Origin of the sequence: Methanothrix soehngenii GP6 (genome assembly GCF_000204415.1) — an archaeon.
GTDB lineage: Archaea > Halobacteriota > Methanosarcinia > Methanotrichales > Methanotrichaceae > Methanothrix > Methanothrix soehngenii.
The window spans coordinates 2,937,499-2,961,515 of sequence record NC_015416.1 but is presented as its reverse complement, the minus strand read 5'-3'; the positions used below and the strand labels follow the sequence as shown (position 1 = coordinate 2,961,515).

Annotated in this window: 17 protein-coding genes; 1 reads left to right on the top strand and 16 read right to left on the bottom strand. The window is 49.3% G+C overall.

What is annotated here, in order from left to right:
* Positions 1-36: 36 nt before the first annotated feature.
* From MCON_RS14715 to MCON_RS14645, 16 genes are all read right to left on the bottom strand, one after another.
* Positions 37-1,497, bottom strand: coding sequence for a tetratricopeptide repeat protein (locus MCON_RS14715; RefSeq protein ID WP_394296214.1), 1,461 nt, complete (start codon positions 1,495-1,497; stop codon positions 37-39).
* A gap of 32 nt (positions 1,498-1,529) precedes the next feature.
* Positions 1,530-3,326 (bottom strand): tetratricopeptide repeat protein, encoded by a 1,797-nt coding sequence (locus MCON_RS14710; RefSeq protein ID WP_013720726.1) that lies wholly within the window; start codon positions 3,324-3,326, stop codon positions 1,530-1,532.
* A 13-nt stretch (positions 3,327-3,339) separates the two neighbouring features.
* Positions 3,340-5,706 carry a hypothetical protein gene (locus MCON_RS14705; RefSeq protein ID WP_013720725.1) on the bottom strand — a complete coding sequence of 789 codons (2,367 nt, stop codon included), beginning with the start codon at positions 5,704-5,706 and terminating at the stop codon, positions 3,340-3,342.
* A gap of 37 nt (positions 5,707-5,743) precedes the next feature.
* Positions 5,744-7,912: a tetratricopeptide repeat protein gene (locus tag MCON_RS14700; protein ID WP_013720724.1), complete on the bottom strand. Its 2,169-nt coding sequence runs from the start codon at positions 7,910-7,912 to the stop codon at positions 5,744-5,746.
* Positions 7,909-8,082: a hypothetical protein gene (locus MCON_RS16465; RefSeq protein WP_162145031.1), complete on the bottom strand. Its 174-nt coding sequence runs from the start codon at positions 8,080-8,082 to the stop codon at positions 7,909-7,911. Before MCON_RS16465 ends, MCON_RS14700 begins: the two co-directional genes overlap by 4 nt.
* A 395-nt stretch (positions 8,083-8,477) precedes the next feature.
* Positions 8,478-9,569, bottom strand: a complete 1,092-nt coding sequence (locus tag MCON_RS14695) for a helix-turn-helix transcriptional regulator (RefSeq protein ID WP_048132656.1) — start codon at positions 9,567-9,569, stop codon at positions 8,478-8,480.
* A 187-nt stretch (positions 9,570-9,756) separates the two neighbouring features.
* The gene (locus MCON_RS14690) at positions 9,757-10,824 is read right to left on the bottom strand and encodes a tetratricopeptide repeat protein (protein ID WP_013720722.1); all 1,068 of its coding nucleotides are present in this window, start codon (positions 10,822-10,824) and stop codon (positions 9,757-9,759) included.
* Between the two features lie 148 nt (positions 10,825-10,972).
* Positions 10,973-12,160 carry a helix-turn-helix transcriptional regulator gene (locus MCON_RS14685; protein ID WP_013720721.1) on the bottom strand — a complete coding sequence of 396 codons (1,188 nt, stop codon included), beginning with the start codon at positions 12,158-12,160 and terminating at the stop codon, positions 10,973-10,975.
* Between the two features lie 19 nt (positions 12,161-12,179).
* Positions 12,180-12,929: a tetratricopeptide repeat protein gene (locus MCON_RS14680; RefSeq protein ID WP_013720720.1), complete on the bottom strand. Its 750-nt coding sequence runs from the start codon at positions 12,927-12,929 to the stop codon at positions 12,180-12,182.
* A gap of 239 nt (positions 12,930-13,168) precedes the next feature.
* A complete protein-coding gene (locus MCON_RS14675; protein ID WP_013720719.1) occupies positions 13,169-14,188 on the bottom strand; it encodes a helix-turn-helix transcriptional regulator in 1,020 nt (339 codons plus the stop codon).
* A gap of 54 nt (positions 14,189-14,242) precedes the next feature.
* Positions 14,243-15,559, bottom strand: a complete 1,317-nt coding sequence (locus tag MCON_RS14670) for a tetratricopeptide repeat protein (RefSeq protein ID WP_013720718.1) — start codon at positions 15,557-15,559, stop codon at positions 14,243-14,245.
* Between the two features lie 354 nt (positions 15,560-15,913).
* Entirely contained in the window at positions 15,914-16,705 is a 792-nt protein-coding gene (locus MCON_RS14665; RefSeq protein ID WP_013720717.1) for a tetratricopeptide repeat protein, read from the bottom strand.
* A 78-nt stretch (positions 16,706-16,783) separates the two neighbouring features.
* Positions 16,784-18,004, bottom strand: a complete 1,221-nt coding sequence (locus MCON_RS14660; RefSeq protein WP_013720716.1) for an ISL3 family transposase — start codon at positions 18,002-18,004, stop codon at positions 16,784-16,786.
* 170 nt (positions 18,005-18,174) lie between these two features.
* The gene (locus tag MCON_RS14655) at positions 18,175-18,795 is read right to left on the bottom strand and encodes a hypothetical protein (protein WP_013720715.1); all 621 of its coding nucleotides are present in this window, start codon (positions 18,793-18,795) and stop codon (positions 18,175-18,177) included.
* Positions 18,796-18,818: 23 nt separating this feature from the next.
* Positions 18,819-20,264, bottom strand: coding sequence for a tetratricopeptide repeat protein (locus tag MCON_RS14650; RefSeq protein WP_013720714.1), 1,446 nt, complete (start codon positions 20,262-20,264; stop codon positions 18,819-18,821).
* 44 nt (positions 20,265-20,308) lie between these two features.
* The gene (locus MCON_RS14645) at positions 20,309-21,697 is read right to left on the bottom strand and encodes a tetratricopeptide repeat protein (protein ID WP_232844304.1); all 1,389 of its coding nucleotides are present in this window, start codon (positions 21,695-21,697) and stop codon (positions 20,309-20,311) included.
* A gap of 477 nt (positions 21,698-22,174) precedes the next feature.
* On the opposite strand from MCON_RS14645, the gene MCON_RS14640 reads away from it, so the two are divergent.
* Positions 22,175-23,866 (top strand): IS1634 family transposase, encoded by a 1,692-nt coding sequence (locus MCON_RS14640; RefSeq protein WP_013718213.1) that lies wholly within the window; start codon positions 22,175-22,177, stop codon positions 23,864-23,866.
* Positions 23,867-24,017: the final 151 nt, after the last annotated feature.

Genomic DNA, 24,017 nt, shown 5'->3' with positions numbered 1-24,017 from the left:
TCACAAACCCCCATTAACTTTACAAAAATGCTATGGTCATTCCTCATACCCCAGCTTCTGTGCCACTAGAAGCGACATGCTCGCGTTGTGGGTTTGGCCCAGCGCCCTCTGCGCCTCTCCCAGCCCGTGCCAGGCTGTGCTGAAATTGGGGCTCATATCTATGGCCTTGTTGTACTCCTCCAGAGCCTCCTCATTCCTGCCCAAAGCTCTGAGAGCATCTCCCCTGGCAATCCATGTGGTTATGTGAGTTAATCTTGGCTCGACGCTCGGAGTGGTTTCAAGGATATGGTCATAGATGGCTATGGCCTCATCGTACCTTTCCAGATTGAAGAGCACTCGGCCTTTCGCCTCCAGGAGGCTGACATCGCCCGGGTTCTCTGCTATCGCTTCATCATAAAGCTTCAGGGACCTCTGGAAGGCATCTGTTGCCTCCTCATTCCTGCCTGTCTTGTTCAAGGCTGATGCTTTGGAGAACCAGGTCTGTGCCAGCTCTTCGGTGTTGTTCTCTGCTGCCAGCTCGATTGCTTTATCATAGGCCTCCAAGGACTCGTTGTACCTCTTCATCTCGACGAGAAGGCTGGCCTTCCACTGCCAGTTGCCGATATCCTCCGGATTCTGCCCGATGGCCTCATTGAAGGCTGCCAGAGCTTCTTCCTTTCGATCAAGCTCTGTTAAAATAAATGCCTTGAAATGCCACCAAGTGCTGCTCCTGGGATTTAGCTCCAAAGACTTATTGACCGCCTCCAGGGCATCTTCCCATCTGTCCACAGAGGCCAGGTTCTCGCTCTTGGAGGCATAAGCCAGGGCAAGCTCATCTGTATCGTTGGCAGGTATCAGGCCGATGGCTCGATCGTATGCTTCAACCGACTCATTGATGTCCCCTATGCCGCTTATAACCTCAGCCTTTCTCCACCAGACATTGTAATCCTGCGGCTTGAGTTCAGTGACTTCATCGTAGGCCTCATGGGCCTCATCCCATCGACCTAGGTTCAGGAGAACATTGGCCCTGCCCATCCAGGCGTCTGCATCCAACTGGTTCCTCTCTATTCTCTGGTCGAAGACTTCCAGTGCCTTCTCATATGCCTTGATGGATTCTTCGTTCCTGTTCAGACTGTTCAAGGCACTGGCCTTTTTTTCCCAGGCCTCGGCATCGCTCGCATTCTTCTTCAAGTCCTCATCCAGAAAGGAGAGAGCCCTCTCGTATTCCTTGGCCGACTCATTCGCCATGCCAACTACGCTTAGATACCAAGCCTTGCGGATCAGGACGGTCTCATTTTCAGGCTCTATATTCAGAGCCTCGTCCAATGCTGAGATGGCCTCTTCGAAGGAGCCGTTGTGCGTCAGCCCTTCAGCCTTGTCCATCCAATAGTCTGTGGTATTTTCCTGTGCAGTGACACAAGCACATAGTCCTGCGACAGCCAGCATGCCCAGAGCAACAGCCCACAGCCCTCTGCATTTGTGTCTTTTCCCCACTCGACGTTTGTTCAATTCAATCACCCATTTTCGATGCAATAAAAATTATTAAGGAATCACTTTTCGTATCCCAGCTCCTTTGCCTTTGCGAAGGCGGCATCTGCGTCTGATGTGCGGCCCAGCGCCTGGAGAGCAATGCCCTTTTTGTGCCAGGTCTGTGCACCCATAGGCTCCGACGGGTAGTTCTCGATGGCATTATCGTAGGCAATGACCGCCTCATCGTATTTTCCCCAGGCGCTTAGCGCATCTCCCTTGCTGCCGTAAGCGTGAGCTATCAGCGCCTGCGAGGAGTCGGGATTCTGTTCAACGACTTTATCGTATGCAAAAGCGGCCTCTTCATATCTTCCCGACTGGTTGAGGGCATCGCCCTTTGCGAGCCAGACAAAGGCGGAGGCTTGCAGGTTCAGCTCTATGGCTTTGTCAAAGGCTTCAAAGGACTCGTTATACCTTCCCAGTTTTGCCAGGGCCGTTCCCTTGCCGCTCCAGGCATTGCTCAGCGATTCATTGTCAATTGCATTTTCGCCATCAAGATCGATAGCTTTATCGTAAGCGAGCAGGGCCTCCGCAGATTTGTTCAGCCTAGTATCGAGAACTGATGCCTTGTAGGTCCAAGCTTCCTCATTCATCGGGTCAAGCTCAAGGGCCTTATCAAACTCCTTGATGGCTTCTTCGTACAGGCTCTCATTCTTGTGCCCGCTCAAATCGGCCAGGTTGGCGATGAAAAAGCCTTTGTGAATATGCAATGTGGAGTTTCCTGGATCCAGTTCAATGGCTTTGTCCTGCGCCTTGAGTGATTCGTTGTACTGGCTGCGGTTGCCGTCAAAGGAGGCTGCAATGCCGAGGCTTGAGGCTTTAGCGTCCCAGAGCGTAGCATTTTGGGGATCAAGCTCAATGGCCCTGTTGAGGGCTTCGACAGATTCTTCATATGATGCCTTCTTGAAAAGTTCCTGACTCGTTTTATACCAGCCATCAGTTTTTTCCTGCATTCTATTGGCAGCTAAAGCTGCAAATTCGGCTCTTGTCTGTAAAAAGCCAATACTGTTGTCTCTGAACAACCAGGTGGAAGCCGGCCTTGAAACAATCTGCTGGATGAAATCAAATTTCTTTGTAGACTTGTTATAGCTGCCGATGGTTACTCTGAGGATCTTATCATCATCCCGCCAGACGTCCGTACGTAGAATAGAGTTCCCTTGATCTGAGACAACACCCCCTGCCCAGCTGGCATTGTCAGGCATCAGTCTAATTGCTTCATTGAAGGCTTCCACCGATTCGTTATAGCCGTTAGCTTTTGCGAAGAGTATGTCGGCTATCCTGATCCAGGCACCCACCGATTTGCTGGAGTTCAGCTCTATGACTTTTTCATATGCCTTGATGGCAGCATAATCCATGTACAGAGCCTCGTAGCTTACAGCTTTTTGCCACAACGAATCTATATCTTCCGGATTCTCCTCCAGCCTCTGGTCTGAAATCTCTATTGACCTTTCCAGGGCACCTATTGCCTCCTCATTTCTGGCAAGGCCGGCCAGAGCTACACCCATTGCCTGCCAGGCTTTCGCATCCTGAGAATCATCCTTCAAGGTCCCATTGGTCGCATCGAGAGCCTTCTGGAAATATTCCCGAGATTCAATCTGATTTCCCAGAATTTGAGATACCTGGGCCTTGCCCAACCAGGCACTGGCATTTCCGGGGTCCAGCTGCAGGGCGTGGTCATATCCCTGAACGACATCCTGGAAGGGATTGCGTTCCGATATGTTCCCACTTATTCCAGTCTGATTAACCGACATACTCTCCGCCATAGCAGAGGCGCAGAGCATAGCTATCGTTAGCATTACGATAGCAGATATCTCTTTCATTTACAAACCTCCTTCATTGGTCGAAAGCGGCTCCTGACACAAGTCCCGTGATCAATGAGAAGCTCTCTCCTCTGCTTCCCGGATTTATGGGCCTGATCTCGATATTCCATATACCCTTTGCGGGATTTCTGAGGAAGTAATAGTCGTAGTTCGTGCCAGTGACGTGTTTTATATTCTGACGGTCGCTATCCGGGAAAAGCTTGCTCCCATCAGGCTTGATCAGGGTAACGCTGAAGGGATTGCTCTGCCAGGCGAGGCCCACCATCTCGGCGCTCCCAGCTGCCTGACTTATTCCCTGGGCTGCAAGAGCGGCCTGATCGTAGCCGAGCTGTCTTGAGAATATAAGGGGCTGTCCGGCAACATATGTAACTCCATTCTCTACCTTTGCAGAGCCGATGGCTGTGACTGCCGTTCCCCAGGGCAGATTTATGGATGATCCGGGTGGAATCGTGTAGCTGCTCGGGGCAGCCCGAGGTGAGGAAATCGTCTGACAAACGCCGTTCACACACCTCTTTCCAGCTCCACAGACCACGGGTGTATGAGAGCACCCCCAATACGGATCACACTCATCGATTGTGCAGGGATTCCCATCATCGCAGTTCCTCCGCAGATGCATACATTTGCCCCGGCCGTCACAGGCATCGATAGTGCAAGCATTGCCGTCATCGCAGTTCTTTCCTCTATGGTAGCATTCTCCATTCACACAGGAGTCAGCAGTGCAAGGATTGCCGTCATTGCAGTTCTTTCCCATATGGTAGCATTCTCCATTCACACAGGAGTCGACAGTGCAAGGATTGCCGTCATTGCAGTTCTTTTGCCTATGAGTACATGTCCCGTTCTCGCAGGAGTCGGCAGTGCAGGCATTGCCGTCATCGCAATTCCCTGGGGTGTGAACGCATTCGTTTCCATTCCATGTGTCGATGGTACAAGCGTTGCCGTCATCGCATTTCTTTGAAGAATGGACGCACACTCCATTCAAACAATAGTCTATTGTGCTCTCGTTTTGATCATCGCAGTCTTTCTGCTTATGAGTGCATACCCCATTCTCGCAGGAATCGATTGTACAGGGATTGTCATCATCGCAGTTTACGGGAGTATGAACGCATTCTTTTCCATTCCAGGCATCTGCAGTGCAGGCATTGCCATCATCACAGAAATGAAGGAGGGCAGAGGACTCATTTCCAGTAATGGATTCATTGGTGCTGTTCATGGAGATTTCTGAGCTTTGCAGAATTGATGAATTCCCTTGTGTCGGCATTGATTCTATGAAGGAAGTATTAGCGTTCATATTTGGCAGAATTCCCGTATTCTGATTGCCGGATTCAGTGGAATTAATGATTCCAGATACATCAGCTCTAGCCGGGCCATTTATGCTTGAATTATTTGATGCCACATTGTTTTCCAAAATCCAGGTTGTCTTTGAAGCATTGCTAGCGAGATAGGTCCCGGATTCCCCCGATTCACTGCTATTTATCGGAAAGCCTGTTACCCTGGTTCCACTTGTATTCGTTTGGGAACTGTTTGTAACTTGGAAGCTGGCGGTTTCTGGACTCGTGATCTCCGGAGGATTGGTTATGTCGGGACTGCGGTTCTCTGAGGGACTGGTTATGTCAGGACTGGAGATCTCCGAGGGACTGGTTATGTCGGGACTCGTGATATCCGGGGGACTGGTTATGCCGGGACCCGTGACCTCCAGAGGATTGGCTATGCCAGGACTTGTGGCCTCAGGGGGACTGGTTATGCTGGGACTGGTGACCTCCAGAGGATTGGCTATGCCAGGACTTGTGACCTCGGGGGGATTGGTTATGCTGGGACTTGTGACCTCCGGAGGATTGGTTATGCTGGGACTTGTGACCTCCAGAGGATTGGTTATGCTGGGACTTGCGACCTCCGGGGGATTGGCTATGCCGGGACTGGTGACCTCCGGAGGATTGGCTATGCCGGGACTGGTGACCTCCAGAGGATTGGTTATGCTGGGACTTGTGACCTCTGGGGGATTGGTTATGCTGGGACTGGTGATCTCCGGAGGATTGGCTATGCTGGGACTTGTGACCTCTGGGGGATTGGCTATGCCGGGACTAGTGATATCTGGGGGACTGGTTATGCCGGGACTCGTGACCTCTGGGGGACTGGTTATGCCGGGACTCGTGACCTCTGGGGGACTGGTTATGCCGGGACCGGTAACCTCTGGGGGACTGGTTATTTCAATGTCACAGTCTATCGGCTCATGGACGCAGCCATTTGGCCCACAGTAATCCTTCGTGCAGGGATTTTTATCATCGCAATCTCCACACTTTGACAAAGCATAGGATGGAACTATCACAGCACAGACACAGAATATCACTATCGCTAATAATACAACTATGAGCCTCGCTTTCATTTACAAACCTTCTTTAGCCCTGCAAAAAGATTGGGGCTCATCTTCGAGGCCCCGTTTCCTCAGCCTCAGGCATCATCTCTGCCCTTTCGGCGACAATGAGACCGCTTCCGGCAACCGCCGTCACCATTCCAGACATGTATCCCAGATCCATGGCTTTTGCGGAAGCCTCCTCTGCCTCGGCATTGCCGCCAAGAGCTCGAAGCACAATGGCCTTGCCGCGCCAGGCATCGATATATCCCGGATTCAGCTCAATGGCTCTGTCGTATGCCTGCAGAGATTCGTTGTGTCTCTGCAGTCCCCGGAGGGCATTGCCCTGATTGTACATGACCTGGGCATTTCTCGGATTCTTTTTGATGACATCATCGTAATCCTTCAGGGCTTGCTCGTAATCCTCTTGTGCTTCGTCATATCTGCCCAGGCTGTCGAGGGCCATGCCCTTTCCAATCAAGGCATATTGTGGCTGTTGCGGCATCTCCGCAATTGCCCTGTCATAAGCCTGGATTGATTCGTTGTACATGCCCATGTTCCTGAGGGCATCTCCTAAGCCTTGCCAGGCTCTGGCAAACCGAGAATCGATCTCCAGAGCCCTGTTATAGTACTCTAGGGCCTCCTCGTACCTGCCAAGGCTTGCGAGAGCATATCCCTCTCCTCTCAGGGCTCCTATGTTCTTCGGGTCAATCTCCAGAGATTTATTGTAAGACTCGATTGATTCGTTGTACCTGCCAAGACGGTCTGCCAGAATGTCTCCCATGACGGCCCAGGCAAATGCGTCCTCTGGATTTGCCTTCGAGGAGTTGGCCACTGCCTCTAGAGCCTCTACGTACCTTCCCTGGTCGTCGAGGAGCTGTCCTTTAAAGCCCCAGGCAGCGGAGAGGTTCAGGTCTGTTGAGGTCTTGTACTCAGTCACAGCCTTATCCGCAAGCTCAAGCGCTCTTTCGTAAGCCTGAGCACTCTCCTCGTTCCTGCCAAGGATCGCCAGGACTTTTCCCTTCATCTCCCATTTGCTGCCTGAGTAAAACTCATCAGGCTCAAGCTCAATGGCTCTGTCCCAGGCGGCTATTGCCTCCTCGTACCTGCCCATGTTGTAGAGAACATATCCCTTGCCACCCCAGGCGAAGGCGTACGATTGATTGATCTCAATGGCTTTATCGAAAGCCTGGAGGGCCTCTTCATGAGAATCGTTTCTTTGCAGCTCCTGGCCCCTGTTGAACCAGTCCTCTGCGCTGTTATCCTCGAATGAGCCCTCCTGCAAATCAGCTGAGCCGTTAATGACGGGAAAATCGGCACTGGAGAAGTTGTAGACCACCCAGTTGGGGCTCGATCCTAAAAGATACTCGCTTGGCTTTCCTAGAGTCGTATCAAGGGGAGTGATGGCTCTGCCCTTGTTCTGCCAGGCGGCAAAGAGACCGGATTTGGTGCGGGTCTGGACCAGGTCATCGTATGCCTGAATGGATCTGTTGTATCTTCCAAAGTCCACTCTGACTATCTGGCCGTCGATCATCCACTCGTTCAGGATTATGGTATGATCTCCTTCAGGATACCAAAAGGAGATGAAGCTGGTGGAGTTGACCTCCATCAGGTCGACCGCTTTGCCGAAGGCGTCCTGTGACTGGTTATAGCCTCCCGGCTGTCCATAGAAGATGTCTGACTTACGGATCCATGCCCCCACAGCCTCAGAGGAGTTCAGCTCTATGACCTTATCGTAAGCCTCAAGCGCAGAATCGGTCCTGCCCAATAATTCCAGATTCTCGGCCTTCAGCCACCAGGCTTCGGCATCTTTTGGATCGTTCAGGAGGCTCTGGTTGAGCAGTTCAATGGATCTTTCAAAAGCATCTGTGGCCTCTGCCTCTCTGCCAAGGCTTGCCAGGGCGATTCCTTTGCTCTGCCAGGCGCTTGTATCTTCTGGATTCTCCTTTATGGTCTCGTTGGTTAGATTTAGGATATTCCTGAATGCCTCAAGCGACTCGTTCTTCTCGTCCATATAGGCCAGGCTTTTGGCCTTGCCAAGCCAGGCATCGATATTTTGAGGTTCGATTTGAATGGCATTATCGAACGCCTCTAAAGCCTCATCGATGTTGTATCCGAATCCAGTGGCAATCAAGCTCTGGCCTTTTTTATACCAGTCATTTGCTGTATCCTCCTGCGCCATAGCAGAGGCGCAGAGCATAGCTATCGCCAACAATGCAACGACAAATCCTGTTTTCATTTGCAAACCTCCATTATTCTCAGAAAAAGTGAGGGAGTCATTCCTGATACCCCAGCTCTTTTGCCTGGAAAAATGCCGCAGCCGCATCTGTGTCTTTCCCCAGGGAATGCAGTATCAATTGATCCGTTGTGGATCTTCTCTTTGAATTCATTCACATCGCCCTCTTTCATCGATCCACTTCTATTGATGAAAAGGATCTAATCGCTATAAGGCAGCCATTTTCCGGCTATCTCACTCAATGAACCGCCGAATTCTTTTTCGGCATTTGTCGGATTACGACAGTTAACGAATATAAACCTTGCGAGTGTTAAGTTTTAAACTTATTAACAGTATGCATCCATTAATACTGCTCATTTGCTCGTTTTAAACAATAGACAAAATGAAATATGAATAATTTGCATAGAGAATAAATCTTATTAGCTTTTTTTAAGAACTCTCGGCATGAGAGAGCCATATGATATATTCATAAATTTCTCTCATATCGTTATACCTAAATCAACGAGCCGGAGCCAGTGGGAGTTGAGATGGCAGGATAATCCCGCGATTCTGGAAAACCAGGATAATCTCAGGAGGAGCGCTCCTGGACGGAAAGGAACCTTTCCGATAACTCTATTACATTGGTCCTGCCCCATTCTTTCTTTGTTATGAGGTTTCGTCTCTCCAGTGAGACCAGTATCGTGGTGAGCGTGGATCTGGGGAGGTTGGTCTCATATCTTATCTCCGCCTGGGTCATCCTGCCGCCGCGTTTGATCAATGCCTCAACTATAGAACGCTCTCGAGGAGTCAGAGCATCCATGACCGCCATCATCTCGCTGCTGACTGCGATCTCCTTCTTCGGCCCTTCTTCGAGCGAAGGCATCTCTTCGGGTTCAACATCTTCCTCAGAGGCCTCCGGTTGATCAGATTCAGTTGATAAGGCATCGAGGGCCTGATCATCGTCGGGAAGATCTTCTGCTTCAGGGATCGACGACTCAGCGTTAGGTGAAACTGCTCTGCGTCGGACAATGAAAATAATCAGGCTGCCTATTGCTAAAGCTACGAGCAGAATCAGAAGAAGATAGGCCTGGCTAAGGTCGCTATTATCACCGTTTGAGCTATCTAGATTACTACTAATATTGCCTGTATTTCCTGTTATGCCCTCTTGCTCATTGCCCTCTGGCTCCATGTGCTGTCGATACTCTATTGAGATCGCTGGTTCATAGACTCCGTACCCATGAGATTCCACTATCAAAGAGTCGTTTGAGGTAGATACCAGATAACTCAGTCCCTTAGAGCTGTTGATCCTGCCCAGCTTCGAGCTGTTCGGAAGGTGAAAGATGACATGGTACTCGTTATAAAAACCGTCGCAAGAGAACATCAGGCTCCAGTTCTCTCTTTGCTTCGAGGTCAAAGCATCAGTCCAGGCATAAAGCTGATTGTCAAACCTGTACTTGGAGGTGTACTGAGCGGTATTGTCCGGAGCATAGCGAGCAGGCTCCAGAAAGGTAAGGCCCTCTATGCTATCCGCATAGCCTGCAACCAGGGCCTTGCCGCTATCATACAAGTAGACATCGAGGCTGAGATTCTTCCCAGCGACCTCGCTGTCGAAATCCTGACCGGTAGCCGATGCCATGGCCATGGAGGCCAGGATCAAAAGGAGGCTTGCTCTCACTAACATTCTTAGCAGCGCGACCGATCTCATTTTACCCTTCCAAGCCTTGAGATGAGTTAGAGGCTGCGTTTGATAGATCTTCTCACTTTTCTTATAGTTTGTGCCATTCGTCAAGGATTACCATGCCCCGCTTCCTTCTGATTTCTTAGACTCATCCCGATAATTCTTTCTTATAAAAAAAATGGGAAGGGGCTTAACCTTGATACCCCAGCTCCCGGGCCTTGGCGTAGGCTTCATCCGCTTCGGCCTGGCGGCCCAGCGCTTTTAGAGCATCGCCTTTATTCATCCAGGTCAGAGGGTCTTTGGGATTAATTTGCAGGGCTTTATCGAAAGCATTTACGGCATCATCATATTCTTTCAACTCCCTCCACAAGAGAACTCCTTTGACCTTCCAGGCCAATCCGTTCATCGGATCGGCATCAGTAGCATTACCCAGTGCCTTGACAGCATCCTCATATTTGCCCTGAGCTTGCAGAATGAAGCCCTTTGAAAGCCAAGCCTCCACCAGATCCTCAGTCGATTTTTCAGTTTCAATACTGGTGTTATAAAGCTCAAGAGCTTCGCTATATAATTTATCAGATTCATTTTGTCTTCCTAATTCGGAGAGGATGCCTGCCTTGTTCTCCAGTGCTCCTGCCGTCTGCGGGTCTATCTCTAGAGCCCGGTCGATGTACCGAAGGGCCTCTTCATATCTGCTTGTATCCTCTCTCGTCTGGCTTATGTAAACCAAGGCAATACCTTTACCATGCCAGGCATCGGCATCCTCGGGATTCAGCTCCAGGGCTTTGTCGAAGGCCTGCAGGGATTCGTTTAATATGCTAAGGTTATCTGTGAATGAGCCGATTTTAGCAAGGTTGTTGGCCTTGTAGGTCCAGACTGTGGCATTCTCTGGGGCGATTTCTATAGCCCTTTCATGTGCCTCAATAGCTTTATCAAAGGCCGTCATGCCAGAGGCTTCACGGTCTTTTATGCCCAGGTTCTTATTTTCCAAAGCGATCTTTGTGCCCAGACTCGTCAGTGCCATGCTCTTGAAAAGCCATGCATTGAGATTCTGAGGGTCCTGCTCAAGTGCTCTGTCGAAGGCTTGGGTGGCCTCCTCATAGGATTCGTTACTGGATAATTCTATACCTCTTTTAATCCAAGCAACGGGCGTGTTATCCTCCGCCGCCGCAGCCAGACACAGCGCAGAGAATACGGCCAGGACCATGGCAATCCCAGTCCAGGCCTTCATCTTTTTTGTATTCACTCTTTTTGCATTCATTCCCAAACTCTCCTGTTTCGCTCACTTTATTTCTTCAGCGGGCGTCTCTCATTCGAGCCGCCCGGCGATCCCCACTGGGCATGAACGATAGATAAAAGACGATGTGGATGGACGGTAAATGAAGATTTGTTTGGATGCAGATCGATGTTCAGGATTGTTCCTTTTTGGAAAAGAACGATTCAGACAGCTCTATCACATTGGTCCTGCCCCATTCTTTCTTTGTTATGAGGTTTCGCCTCTCCAGGGATACCAAAACCATGGTGAGGGAGGATCTGGGCAGGCCGGTCTCATATCTTATCTCCGCCTGGGTCGTTCTGCCGCCGTGCTTTATCAGGGCCTCTATGATCGAGCGCTCTCTGTGAGTCAGAGCGTCCATAACGGCCTTCATCTCGCTGCTGACTGCGATATCTTTCTTTTGGCCCTCTGCTGCCGGGAGCATCCCAATGGGCCCTGCATCATCCTCATCCTCCGCATCGTCCTCAGCTGCAACGGTCGGCGGATCAGCTTCGAAAGACGCGTAATCCTGCGATGCTGCCATCTGCGCAGCCTGCAAAGGCTCTGCCGACGTATCTGGGGCACTGACTTCAGGCTGGCGGTCTACAACCGACAGATCTGGTCGATCTGCCTGGCCGAGCGGCAGTCTTTCTCTTCGCCTGCCTACGACGAAAGCGAATGCTGATCCAATAGTCAGGATAAATATAAAGGCGGCAACCATGAGAAGGTTTTGTGAGCCGCTGCCATGGCCTTCCTCTCTCGCAGATGCGTCTTGCAGAGGCTCATTGCCCAAAGGCTGCTGGTACTCGATGGTGATTGCAGGGTCCTTAACACCGTGTGCCTGGGCATCCACCAGCAGGGATTCATTGGAGGCGGTGATCATGTAGTTCAGCCCGCTAGAACTGTTGATTCTTCCCAGCCTCAAGTCGCCTGGCAAGTGGAAGACGATATGGCACTGGCTGCAGAGTCCCCAGGTGGTGAAGGCCAGGCTCCAGTTCTCCCCATTCTTCCGGGTCAGGCCGTCTGTCCAGGCGTATAGCTGGCGAGTATCATTATCGTAGCTGTATCTGGGGACATATTGATTGGGATAAAGGGCATTGTACTGAGCGGTCCTCAGAAATGTCAGGCCTTTTGGGTCCTCCATGTAGCCCGCCACTAGGGTTTTGCCTGTATTGTATAAGTAGATGTCTAGGTCGAGCTTTTGTTCATCCGTACCATCGAACTCCTGTCCAGATGTCAGAGCGATGGAGACTAGCAGAAGAAGAGCAACTATGAGCTTTCTTGGTTCCTTAAGAATACCCTGCCCATACTTCAAAGCCACGATTATCAGATCCTTCTTCATTATATAAAAAAGGAAGCTGTCAACCTTTATACCCCAGCTCCCTCGCTTTTGCGGTGGCGGCCTCTGATTCTGCATTGCGTCCCATTTCTTTAAGAGCTTGGCCCTTAGTAAACCACGACGTGATATGGTTTGGATCCAACTCAGTAGCCTTATCTAAGGCACTGATAGATTCTTCAAGCCTTCCATACTGCATGAGAATGCCACCTTTAGTGCTCAATGCGTCTACCTTCCTGGGATGGTCTAGCTCAATCACCTTCTCGTAAGCAATGAGTGCCTCCTCGAACCTCTGGAGATTCGCTAAATTTTCGGCCTTATACCACCAGGCAGTGCCGTTCTTGGGATCTTTCTGGATCTCTTGATCGTATATTTCTATGGCCTTCTCGAAGGATTGGGTGGCCTCTTGTTCAATGCTCAAGTAGTTTAGTGCTACACCTCTTGCCTGCCAGGCCAATGCATCCTGCGGATTATTCTCCAATTTCTTCTCTACGATACCAAGCGCCTCTGTAGCTGTTCCTATTGTTATTATATCAAGAACTACTGTTTTTCTTAGCAAAATAGACTCATTTTGCGAATCCATTTGAAGAGCTTTGTCGTATGCGTTCAGCGCCTCAGTTAAGGACTCAGACGCCATTGAATTCATCAGATCATCTCCCTTCTTCACCCACTCATCTGCAGTCTCCTGTGCCGCAGCTACCAAGCACATCGCAGAGAGCACTATTAGGACCATGGCCACCCCGATCCAGGCTCTCATCTTAGATTTTCCATTCATTCCCAAACTCTCCTTCAAGTTGCTCACTTCGTCTAAAGAGGTGATAGCAAATAAGGGGCCTGCCCCTTATTGGCATAGAGTTGGCCCCTTATCCACTATTCCACTGAAACCTCCACGTCTGGAAGCTCGTCTTCGAGCCGCCCGACGACCTCTACCCGGCATGAACGATAGATAAAAGGTAATGTGAATGAACGGAAAACGAAGACCTTGTTTTAAAGGCAGGTTTTTGTTCAGAATGTTCAGGAATGTTTTTCTCCGGAGAAGAACCTCTCTGATAGCTCTACGACGTTGGTTCTGCCCCATTCTTTCCTGGTTACGAGATTGCGCTTCTCCAATGATATCAGAACCATGGTAAGCGTTGATTTAGGGACGCCGGTCTCGTATCTCATATCCATCTGCTTCATTTTGCCGCCGTTCTTTATCAGGATCTCCATGATCGAGCGCTCCCGTGGGGTCAGGGTCTCCAAGACCGCATTCAACTCGCTGCCAACCTCGATTTCTCCCAGGGACCTGACAGCATCTATTGGCTTTGAGGCATCCTGGGACTCAATGCCGAGCAGATGATCGCCTTCAAGCAGATCCTTCTTGACAGGTTGCATCTCATTTCTTCGCCATCTCATCATAAAGGTGAAGACAGATCCGATAAACAAAACAAGAAATAAAATGGCGCCCCCGACCAGCCAAAAATTGTTAGAGCTGCTGCCGTTGATATCCTCAAGAGATGCCTCTTCTGCTAAAGACTGCTGGTACTCTATGGTTATGGAAGGATTCCTGATATCATATCCCTGAGAAATAACTGTTAACGAATCATTTGAGGCTGAGACCACGTATTTCAGCCCCTCAGAGCTATTGATTCTTCCCAGCCCTAAATCGGCTGGAAGGTCGAATATGACGCGATACTCGGCATAAAAGCCCGGACATTGAAACATCAATCTCCAGGTATCTCCTTGCTTGAAAGTCAGTGCGTCAGTCCAGGCATACAGCTGATGAGTCTCGTTTTCATACCTGTATCTGGATGCATACCGAGTCGCAGCCGGGTCGGTATACTGGGTCGGCCTCAGAAAGATCAGGCCCCTGGGATCATCAACATAGCCCACGACCAGGGCCTGACCGGTGTCGAGCAGGTGGACATTGAGGCTGAGGTTCTTCCCGGCTGCCCCAGAATAGAACTCCTGTCCGGATGCCTGAATTGCGGCGACAAGGGATAGAAGAATAGCCGATCCCATCAGGATCTTCTTCAATAGTACCATAGATACCATCCTATCCCTCCGGTTCTTGAGATGCTAAACACGGTCATCTGTATTCCTACGGATCTATGCTTTATACCCTAGCTCCTTTGCCCTGGCAAAAGCTGCAGCCGCTTCAACCTGGCGTCCTGAGGCCTTCAGTGCATCGCCCTTGCCCTGCCAGGAGGAGGCTTTCAGCAGACCTAGCTCTGGACTCAGCTCAACAGCCTTGTCGTAGGCGCTTACGGCCTCTTCGTATCTGCCCGTATAATTTAGGGCTTCACCTTTGTTCTTCCAGGCAATCGGATTTGTCGGATCTATCTTTAGGGCGGCATTAATAGTCGTTAGGGCTTCCTCGTACTCGCCCATCTTTACAAGAACGCTACTCTTGTCCGCCATAAATGTGGCTGTGAGCAAGACAAGGTCTGCAGGCACAGACGAAATAGCCCCGTCGTAGGCCACAAGAGATTCATTGTACCTGCCCAGTTCGGAGAGGATACCAGCCTTCAATAATCGAGCTTCCTGGCCGGTGAAATCTGGGTCTAGCTCAATAACTCTATCGCAAGCCGTTAAGGCCTCTTCATACCTTTCTCTGGCCTCATCCTTCCTATCCATATCGTTAAGCATATTGCTCATGCCAACGAATGCAAGTGCCTTGCCCTCCCAGGCCAGAGCTGAGAATTGCCTGGAATCTTCAGCAGAAATAAGCTCAATGGCCCTATCGAAAGCCTCCAGCGACTCATTGTATCTGTTAAAATTCTTGCCATTGAACCTGGCGAGGGACAAGAGAGTATAGCCTTTATCATTCCAGGCCTTTCCATAGCCAGGATCCAGCTCAATGGCCTTGTTCAAGGCTGTAAAGGCTTCTTCATAGGTCTTGGCGCTCTCCTGTTCAGGTAGTTCCCCTGCCTTAAGGTTCAGAGCTGCGCCCTTCTGGTACCAAGCCTCCGCATACTTGGGATTCAGTTCAGTAGCTCTGCTATAGGCGTTGATGGCCTCATCGTTCTTGAAAATCCTTATGAAAAGCTCCCCTTTCACAAGCCAGCCCCTGGCATCATGGGGATTATCTTGGGTAGTTTTTTCTGCCATCTCCAAGGCGTTTTCATAAATCTTCAGCGATTCATTATAATCTCCCATTCTTACGAGCACATCACCTTTGCCCATCCATATGCTGGCGTTCTCGGGATCGATCTCAATTGCCTTATCGAATGCAATGAGCGCATCCCTATAGTTATCGTTTCCCATTAGCTTCAAACCCTCTTGATACCAGCTATCTGCAGTATTCTCCTGCGCTACAGCTGCCAGACATAGCACAAAGAGAACGGCCAGGATGAGGGGGATTCTCATCCAGGCCCTCATCTTTTTTGCATTCGCTCTCAGATCATTCACTCTTTTTTCATTCATTCCCAAACTCTCCTTTCTGCTCTATTCCTCGACTTCTTTCATTTATGCGGACATCTCTCGTTCGAAATGCCTGCCAACCTCTTCTGGGCGTGAACTGTAGATAAATGATTGATTGAATGAACGATGAACATGGGAGAAAATCTTGAGAGATGGAGCGTTCAGATGTTCATGAAGGTTCCTTTTTGATGAAAGACATCTCCTGAGCCATTAGCAAAGCTAAAAAATCCATTTTATTGGGTACTACGACGTTTAAGGAGCTATGACTGGGACAAGAATACTGGCGGCATTGAGTGTGCGTCATTGCCATAGGATCAAATCTCTGCCCATCATCGATGCAAAAGGTAAAAGATGGGCTTATATGCCGCCCAGCTCCTTGGACCTGGCGAAGAGTTCCTCTGCTTCGACCTCACGGCCCAAATCCTGCAGTGCCTTTCCCTTGTAGTAGTAGGACCTATAGTACATGGGAGCCAGCTCTATGACCTTGTCGAAGCACTGTATCGACTCATTGAGTCGTTCCAGATGGTAAAAGGCCGTGCCTTTGCCCTGCCAGGCCATTATACTCTTGGGATTTTGCTCGATGGCCTCGTCGCAGAGCTCAACTGCTCTTGTGAAAGAAGCGTTAGCCCCTTCAGTGCGATTGAGTCTGTTGAGAGCGCCGCCTCTGTCCAGCCAGTATGATGCTTGAGTGGGATCGAGCTCAATGGCCTTATCATAAGCCGGGATTGCCTCTTCGTGCCTGTTCAGTTCGGCCAGAACGCCTGCTTTCCAGTACCAGGCATCGGATGAGTTTGGATTTATCTCAAGAGATTTATTATAGGATTCCAGGGCTTCTTCAAAATCTCCATAGCCAGTCAGGGTTTTGCCTTTCTGATACCAGGCATCGGCAAATTGCGGATTGATCTGTATGGATTTATTGAAAGCATTAAGGGCTTCCTCATAATTGCCGAGGAAATCGATCTGAAGCTCTCCCTTCTTAAACCAGGCCGATGCCGATTGAGGATCGATCTCTATAGCCTTATCATAGGCCTCGCGGGCTTCCTGAAGAAATATCTCTCGGGCAGTCTGATTTTGCATTTCATTTATTGCCATTTCACGCGACTCGTTGCCCTTGTTCAGCCAATAACCGGCTGTGTCTTCCTTCGCCATATCTTCCTGAGAACTAGATGAAGCACATAGTACTGCCAGGGCTACAAAGGCCAGAGCTAAATTAGGCTCCTCGCTGTTTCATGTGGGTAAATTGAATTTGAGTTTCCCTGTCCTGATATAAATAATAGTAATGAAATTTTTTGTTGATCTGAAACCTCTGGCGCTATCCTTTGCAGCCTGAATCAGACTATTTGTTCCTTCCAGGATACCATTATCGATTTTTGTTTTAATATAATTAGTCACGCCATTCCAGTGATTCTTTATCATTTTAGCGCATTCGATCACAGGATCGAGTCTGCTATGCGTAGCCCAATAATACCAGCGTTTGAGGTAGTCCTCGGCGGATTTCCGATATTCATAGCTCCAAAAGTCGCGAAGGGCTAATTTAATATTATAAGCTCTCATCGTTTTTAATCGGATGCTTTTTAGTGGCGTTAGCATCTTATTCTGATTGGCTGTGAGGTTCTCGGGATTTTTGAGCCAGATATATCTTGTTCTTTTCAGCAAAGCATTGTGTGATTGTTCCTCACGTCTGACTTTATCAACAGCTTCATTCATCAATTTCATAACATGGAATTTATCAAACGTTATCGATGCATTAGGAAAACTATTCTCTATACCAGATATAAAAGCTGGCGACATATCGCAGCAGAAATTTTCAATATTTTCGCTAGATCCGTTATGCTGCTCTAGATCATCTTTAAACGATCCGATAGTTGAGGCATTTTTTCCTTCGCATACATGGATAACTCTCGACTCATCTAGATCTATAAATACTGAAACATATTTATGTCCTTTAGCTCTTGATGTCTCATCAACTCCGATTGATTTGACCATTGAAAAGTCCTCATTGGATCTAGCTTCTGCGACATAATGTTGCAGGACTCTCCATATCCGAGTATCATGTTCATCAATCATTTCAGCAATAGCAGTAACAGTCATGTATTGAGCCATAAGGACTATCAGAGAATCCATAAGCAAGGTGAAACCGCTACCTTTTCTTGCCCAGGGAACCTTTGACTGCTTCACTCCGCAGTCTTCACAGATCGTGCGAGGGACACGACAGTGGATATAGGTTTTAAACTGAAAGAAGTTCAAATGTCGCCAGGTTCTTTCGATAGTATCATGCACGCTGCAACCTGGATTGCCGCATTTCGCACAAGGAAATTTGCTGCCTGGTTCGAAGTCAACGTGTATATCAAGTTGCTTTCCTTCGGCACTGAAATCTATCGTCTTGATGTACCAAGGATCTTCAAGATTCAATGCTATCTTAAATAGGGCTTCCTGGGAGATTGACACGGCTAATTTTCTAGCATGAGTTGCTATAAAGACTTAACCAGCTACCCACAGAGAATAGCGAGGAGCCCTAAATTAGCTTTCATCATCTTATCCCCCTCACATGAAAAATTAATTGCGCCTCTATTTATATCCCTGTCCATGATGATATTGTGGATCTCTCAACCAGAGTCTTACAGCCACCAATCCCATATCAATGGCTTCTTTCTGCACATGAGGACGGTGTTTCTTTGATACCTGATGACGAAAGTCTCCCTAACACCGCTATCCTGCTGTGCGCTCCAGTTTGCCTCAGGGTCCAGGTACAGGGTTGGCTTGGGCATGAGGTCCTCGTCCAGGGGGGTGAAATTCGCAAATATAACTTCTGTGCCGATGACCTCTCCGGCGGCCGTAGTCATTTGGGTGGCAGCGAACTTCCCTTGCCAGAAGCTTCCCCCGCCGGAGGCGGTGAAGCTGCCCTGCAGCCCATCATCGCCTTGGCTGCCCGACAGCCGAAGGAACAGAGCAGGATTACTGCGGAAGGTGATGGCCGCCTGAACATCGCTACCCTGTCGGGATCCTATCAGGAAGCCGTCGCCGCGGCTGCCAAGGGTTGCCCTGCCCTGCAGAGTCGAGTCCTTCTCGCTTAGGGAGACCACGCTGCCTTCAGCGAACTTTTCGTCAGGGCCGCCGCTCTGAACAACATAGCTGATCTTCCAGCGACCGGAAAGATCCTCAGAAGCCGCAGCTGTTGCGACAAAGAGGAATGCCAGCAAGGCTGCAAATAAACAGCCACCGCTATTCGCCAATCTCATGCGTGAAAAAAGATTGACGGAGGTCACTCCTCATACCCCAGCTTATCCGCCACCAAAAACGACATGCCGGCGTTACCAACCTGCCCCATGGCCTTCTGCGCCTCTCCCCTGCCGTGCCAGGCATTGCTATAATGGGGCCCTAAATCTATGGCTTTATTGTAGGCCTCAAGAGCCTCCTCGTTTTTGCCCTGCAAGCGCAGCGAATCGCCCTTGCCTATCCATGCGCTAACAGCTGTTGTATCAAACTCGAGGCTCAGGGAGTTCTTGAGAACCTGGTCATAAGCTTCGATAGCCTCATCATATCTGCCCAGTTCGAATAGAACCAAGCCCTTCTGTTGCAGCAGACGGATATTTCCTGTATTCCCTGAAATGGCCGTTTCGTAAAACTCCAGGGACTTCTGGAATGCCGCTTGGGCCTCATCTGTTCTGCCGGTCTTATTAAGCGCCCATCCTTTGGAGAGCCAGTCGAGCGCCAGATCTTCGCTATTGTTCTCTGCAATCAGCTCGATGGCTTTATCATAGGCCTCTACTGACTCGTTGTACCTCTTCATCTCCACAAGGAGATTGGCCTTCCACAGCCAGCTTTCGGCATCCTCTGGGTTCTGATTGAGGACTTCATCAAAAGCCTCTATCGCCTCATCCTTACGGCCCAGTTGTGACAGGATATCGGCTTTGAAGCGCCAATTCACCCGGCTTTCTGGATCAATCTCCAGAGAATGGTTGATGGCTTCCAGGGCCTCCGCCCATCTGCCACCTGCAATCGCCAGCACTTCAGCTTTGGACATCCAGTAATCTGCCTGCTCCCGAGTATTATTGGCTGGAATCAGCTCGATGGTCCTATCGTAGGCCTCCATCGATTCGTTGATATCCCCTATTCTGCCTATGACCTCGGCTTTCCTGCCCCAGGCGTGGTAATCCTGCGGATCGACCTCTATGGCCTCGTTGTAGGCATCCCGCGCTTCATCCCACTTGCCTAGGTTCAAAAGGGCATTGCCCTTGCCGATCCAGGCATCTATGTCTTTTGAGTCCTTTTCAATGCGCCTGTTGAATGCCTCCAGAGTTTCTTCATAAGCGGCTAAGGACTCGTTCTGCCTGTTCAGACTACCTAAAACCGATGCCTTCTTCTGCCAGGCCTCGGCATCATCCGGGTCCTTCAACAAGATTTCATCCAGAATGCTCAGCGCCTTCTCATAGGTCTGAGATGACTCGTTCACCTTGCCTACAATGCCAAGGTACAAAGCCTCCCGGATCAGAATGGTCTCGTTTCCGGGATCTGTCTTCAGGGCTTCATCGAGGGAAGAAATCACCTCTTCGAAGGAGCTGTTATACGCAAACTCTTCGGCTTTGTCCATCCAGTAGTCTGTTGTAGTTTCCTGTGCTGTGACACAAGCACATAGCGCGGCCAGAGCCAGAAGAGTGAGAGCGAGCTTTGCTCCCAATTTTTTAGATATTCTTTTATCTCTTTTCATTTCTCTCACCACATCCCCTTTTCACAAAAAAAAAATAGTGGGGCTCACTTTTCATACCCCAGCTTATCCGCCGTCAAAAGCGACATGCCGGCATTGCCAACCTGTCCCAATGCCCTCTCGGCCTCACCTTTTCCGTGCCATGCGGCGCTAGAACTGGGAGCCAGCTCTATTGCCTCATTGTAAGCCTCCAGAGCCTCCTGGTTTCTGTTCAATGCCCGAAGAGCATCACCCTTGCCCTCCAATGCAGAAACGTCGATAACGTAGGGCTCTATTCTGGGAGAGGCCTCGAGTACTTGATCATAAACCTCTAAGGACTCCTCGTATCTGCCCAGGTTATAGAGCGTCAGGCCTTTCATCCTCTTCAGGCTGAGGTCGCCGGGGTCCTCCAAGATGGCTTTAACGTGAAGCTCCAGCGACATCCGGAAGGCCTCTTTTGCCTCTTTTCGCCTGCCGATCCTGTTCAGTGCCGTTCCTTTGACCAGCCAAATCCCAGCCAGCTCTTTGGTGTTGCTTTCTGCAATCAGCTCAAGGGTTCTGTCGTAGGCTTTGATGGATTCGTTATAGCATTTCATCTCCACGAGCAGGCCAGCCTTCCGCAACCAGCTATGGGCATCTCCGGGACTCTGCCTGAGGGCCTCGTCGAAGGCTGCCAGCGCTTCATCATTCCTGCCAATCTCCATTAGAGTAGAAGCCTTGAAATGCCACCACACGCTGCTTTTAGGATTCAGCTCCAGAGATTTATCAACCGCCTCCAGGGCCTCTTCCCATCGTTCGGCAAATGCCAGGTCTTCTGCCTTTGCAGCATAAGCCAGTGCCCGCTCCGCTGCATCGTAGGCTGGTATCAGGCTGATGGCCTTATCGTAGGCCTCCACGGACTCGTTGATATCTCCTATGCCGCTAATGACTTCTGCTTTCCTCCACCAGACGCTGTAATCCAGAGGTTTGAGCTCCGTCGCTCTATTATATGACTCACGGGCCTCATCCCACCGGCCGAGGTTGAGCAGCACATCTGCTCTGCCTATCCAGGAGTCGGCATCCCGCGAGTCATTCTTTATTCTCTGGTCGAAGATCTCCAGGGCCTTTTCATATGCCTGGTCGGACTCATCTTCTCTGTTCAGGCTGGCTAGAACTATGGCCTTCCATTGCCAGGCTTCGACATCTATTGCATTCTTCTTTAGCTTTTCATCCAGCAGGGTCAGCGCTTTCTCATATGTCTTTGCCGATTCATTCACCATGCCAATGATGTTAAGATACATGGCTTTGCGAACGATAATTGAATCGTTCCATGGTTCTTTTTTTTGAGCCATGCCGCATGCAGAGATGGCTTCATCGATAGAATCGTTGTGCATGAGCTCTTCTGCTCTATTAATCCAGTAGCCGGTAGTCTCTTCCCGCGCTACTGCAGAGGTGCAAAAAAATTTCAGCGATATCAAGGAGAAAATAAGCTTAAAGACGGCATATAATATATCAGGCAATTGACGGTGATCATGCCTGATCTCCGCTATCTTAGCATTATTCTCCATCGAATCGCGCTCCTCAATAGACCCCTCTCCATTGACAGAAACGGATCTAATCGCAATAATTCAGCCTTTCTTCAGGCTGTCTCCCACTCTAAGCAGCCGGCATTGAACTACGGCATTTGCCGTATTACGGCAGTCAACGAATATAAATCTTGTGGCTGTTCGACAATCAAACTGCGTGCTGCCACTCCACCCTAAACGCCCATGTGCCACAGGACAATGGCACATGCGAGGCAAATAAAAACCTGAACAGCGTGGCACTTACTCCCCACTAGAATTTATCCTTCTGTTAATGAGCCATTTCTGAAACTGATTTTCCAAAATAAGCCACTATATTAAATTATCCTCGTACCGAAATATACTTATGCTTGTAGGGAGTATACTCCCCACATGGCTATCAAAAGGCGCAAGCGAGGAGGTCATGTTTACCTTGAGGAATACAAAACCACAAGGGAAGAGGGAAAAGTAGTCAGTAAGTTCGTGCGCTATATTGGACGAGAAGATGCCAAATCCGATACCTATAAACCTCGTAAGAAGGTCATAGATCGACTTGATTTGTCCAGATCATATCGAGCAGGTGACGTTCAATTGCTCTGGTCGATTGCCGAGGATCTTGGTTTTATCCAGATAATCGACGGAATCTGCTGCTCCGATTCAGGCTTAAACGGCGTCTCTCCAGGGAAATTGCTGACTGTTTGGGCAATAAACCGTGCGATCGACCCAGATAGTGCTACTATGCTTGAGCGATGGGTGCAAACTACAGATCTCCCGCATCTTGCAGGTCTTCCCGCAGATGTCTTCACAAAGGATGCATTCCTTTTTGCACTTGATTTCGTATGCAAGGAAGACAAGACCGCAGCTTCTATTACCGATTTGAGTTCGAGGATAGATGACGCTCTGTACCATAGATGGCGAAAAAGCCATCCACTCCCTGCCGATGAAAAAGAGACATTAGCTTACGACCTTACAACTTTGCTGTTTTTCGGAGTTAGTTGCCCTCTTGCTGAGCTTGGATATAATCCTGATAGAATTCGTCGGCGTCAAGCTAACCTCGCGATTCTTGTGTCAAAACGAGATCGATATCCTCTTTCGCATTTTGTGTACAACGGAAGCCGTCACAGCATATCCACAGTGAAAAACCTGCTGAATCGCTTATCTAAAATGGCCATTGAACCTGGAACTCTAATATGGGATCGCGGAAACGTATCAAAAAAACATGTGCAAATGGTAGATGAGTCTGGGTGGAAACTGATATGCGGCGTACCTAAAACATCGAAAGAAGCAAAAGAAATCATCGGCAAAACCAAAATCCCAATTAGCCCTGATTCGCTTGTCCGCAGCAGTCATGCGGGGCATATCTATGCGATAAAGACAGAAAATGAACTTTTCGGAAAAGAACGCTCTACAATCGTTTATGCCAATCGCGAAAGAAGCGTGAAGGATGCTGATGCAAGAAATGAAGCGCTTTCCGTAATCGGAGAAAGCCTCAACGAGCTAAGCCAGACTGGAAAAGACTGGTCCGAAAAACGACTCCATGATCGAATAAAAAACATAGTCGGACAGTGGTCTGGCTTTATTGATGCCAGCGTGCGCAGAAAAAAAGACGGGCCTAGGATTGAATGGAGTTATGATCGACAGAGACTCCGATCTGCGGAAAAATATGATGGAAAATGGCTCATATTATCTACTGATTACTCATTAAATGCAAATAATGCTGTGAACATGTATCTGGAAAAGGACTTCATAGAGAAAGTCTTTCGTGTTTTGAAAACACATGAAGAGGTCGAACCTGTTCGACACAGATTGGAGCATCGTGTGAAAGCTTACCTTTTCGTCTGCATGCTTGCATATCGATTGTTGGCTGTGCTTCAATGGAAGCTCAAAGAGGCTTCTGGCAAAGAAGGATCTTGGGAGAGCGCGGATATGTTTTTGCGGGATCTGGCCGTGGTGCAAAGAGTCGAGGTTCGATTTGGCAACGAGGTCAAAACATGGTATCTCAATATGACCGATTCTGTTTCTGCAAGATTAAAGGAGATCGGAATGAGTGCGTTATTCAAAGAGGAGACTCGACTCGTCGGCTAACGAGAGATGTAGGGAGGAAGTCATCGCTGATCAGGTAAAAAACAAGATCTATCGACATCTTAAATCTTGCTTTTCATGGGAAAGGATGGGGTATTCGTGATTCTCTGTGCTCCCAATATAGCAAATCGAAATTCATGAATTGGAACGGCAA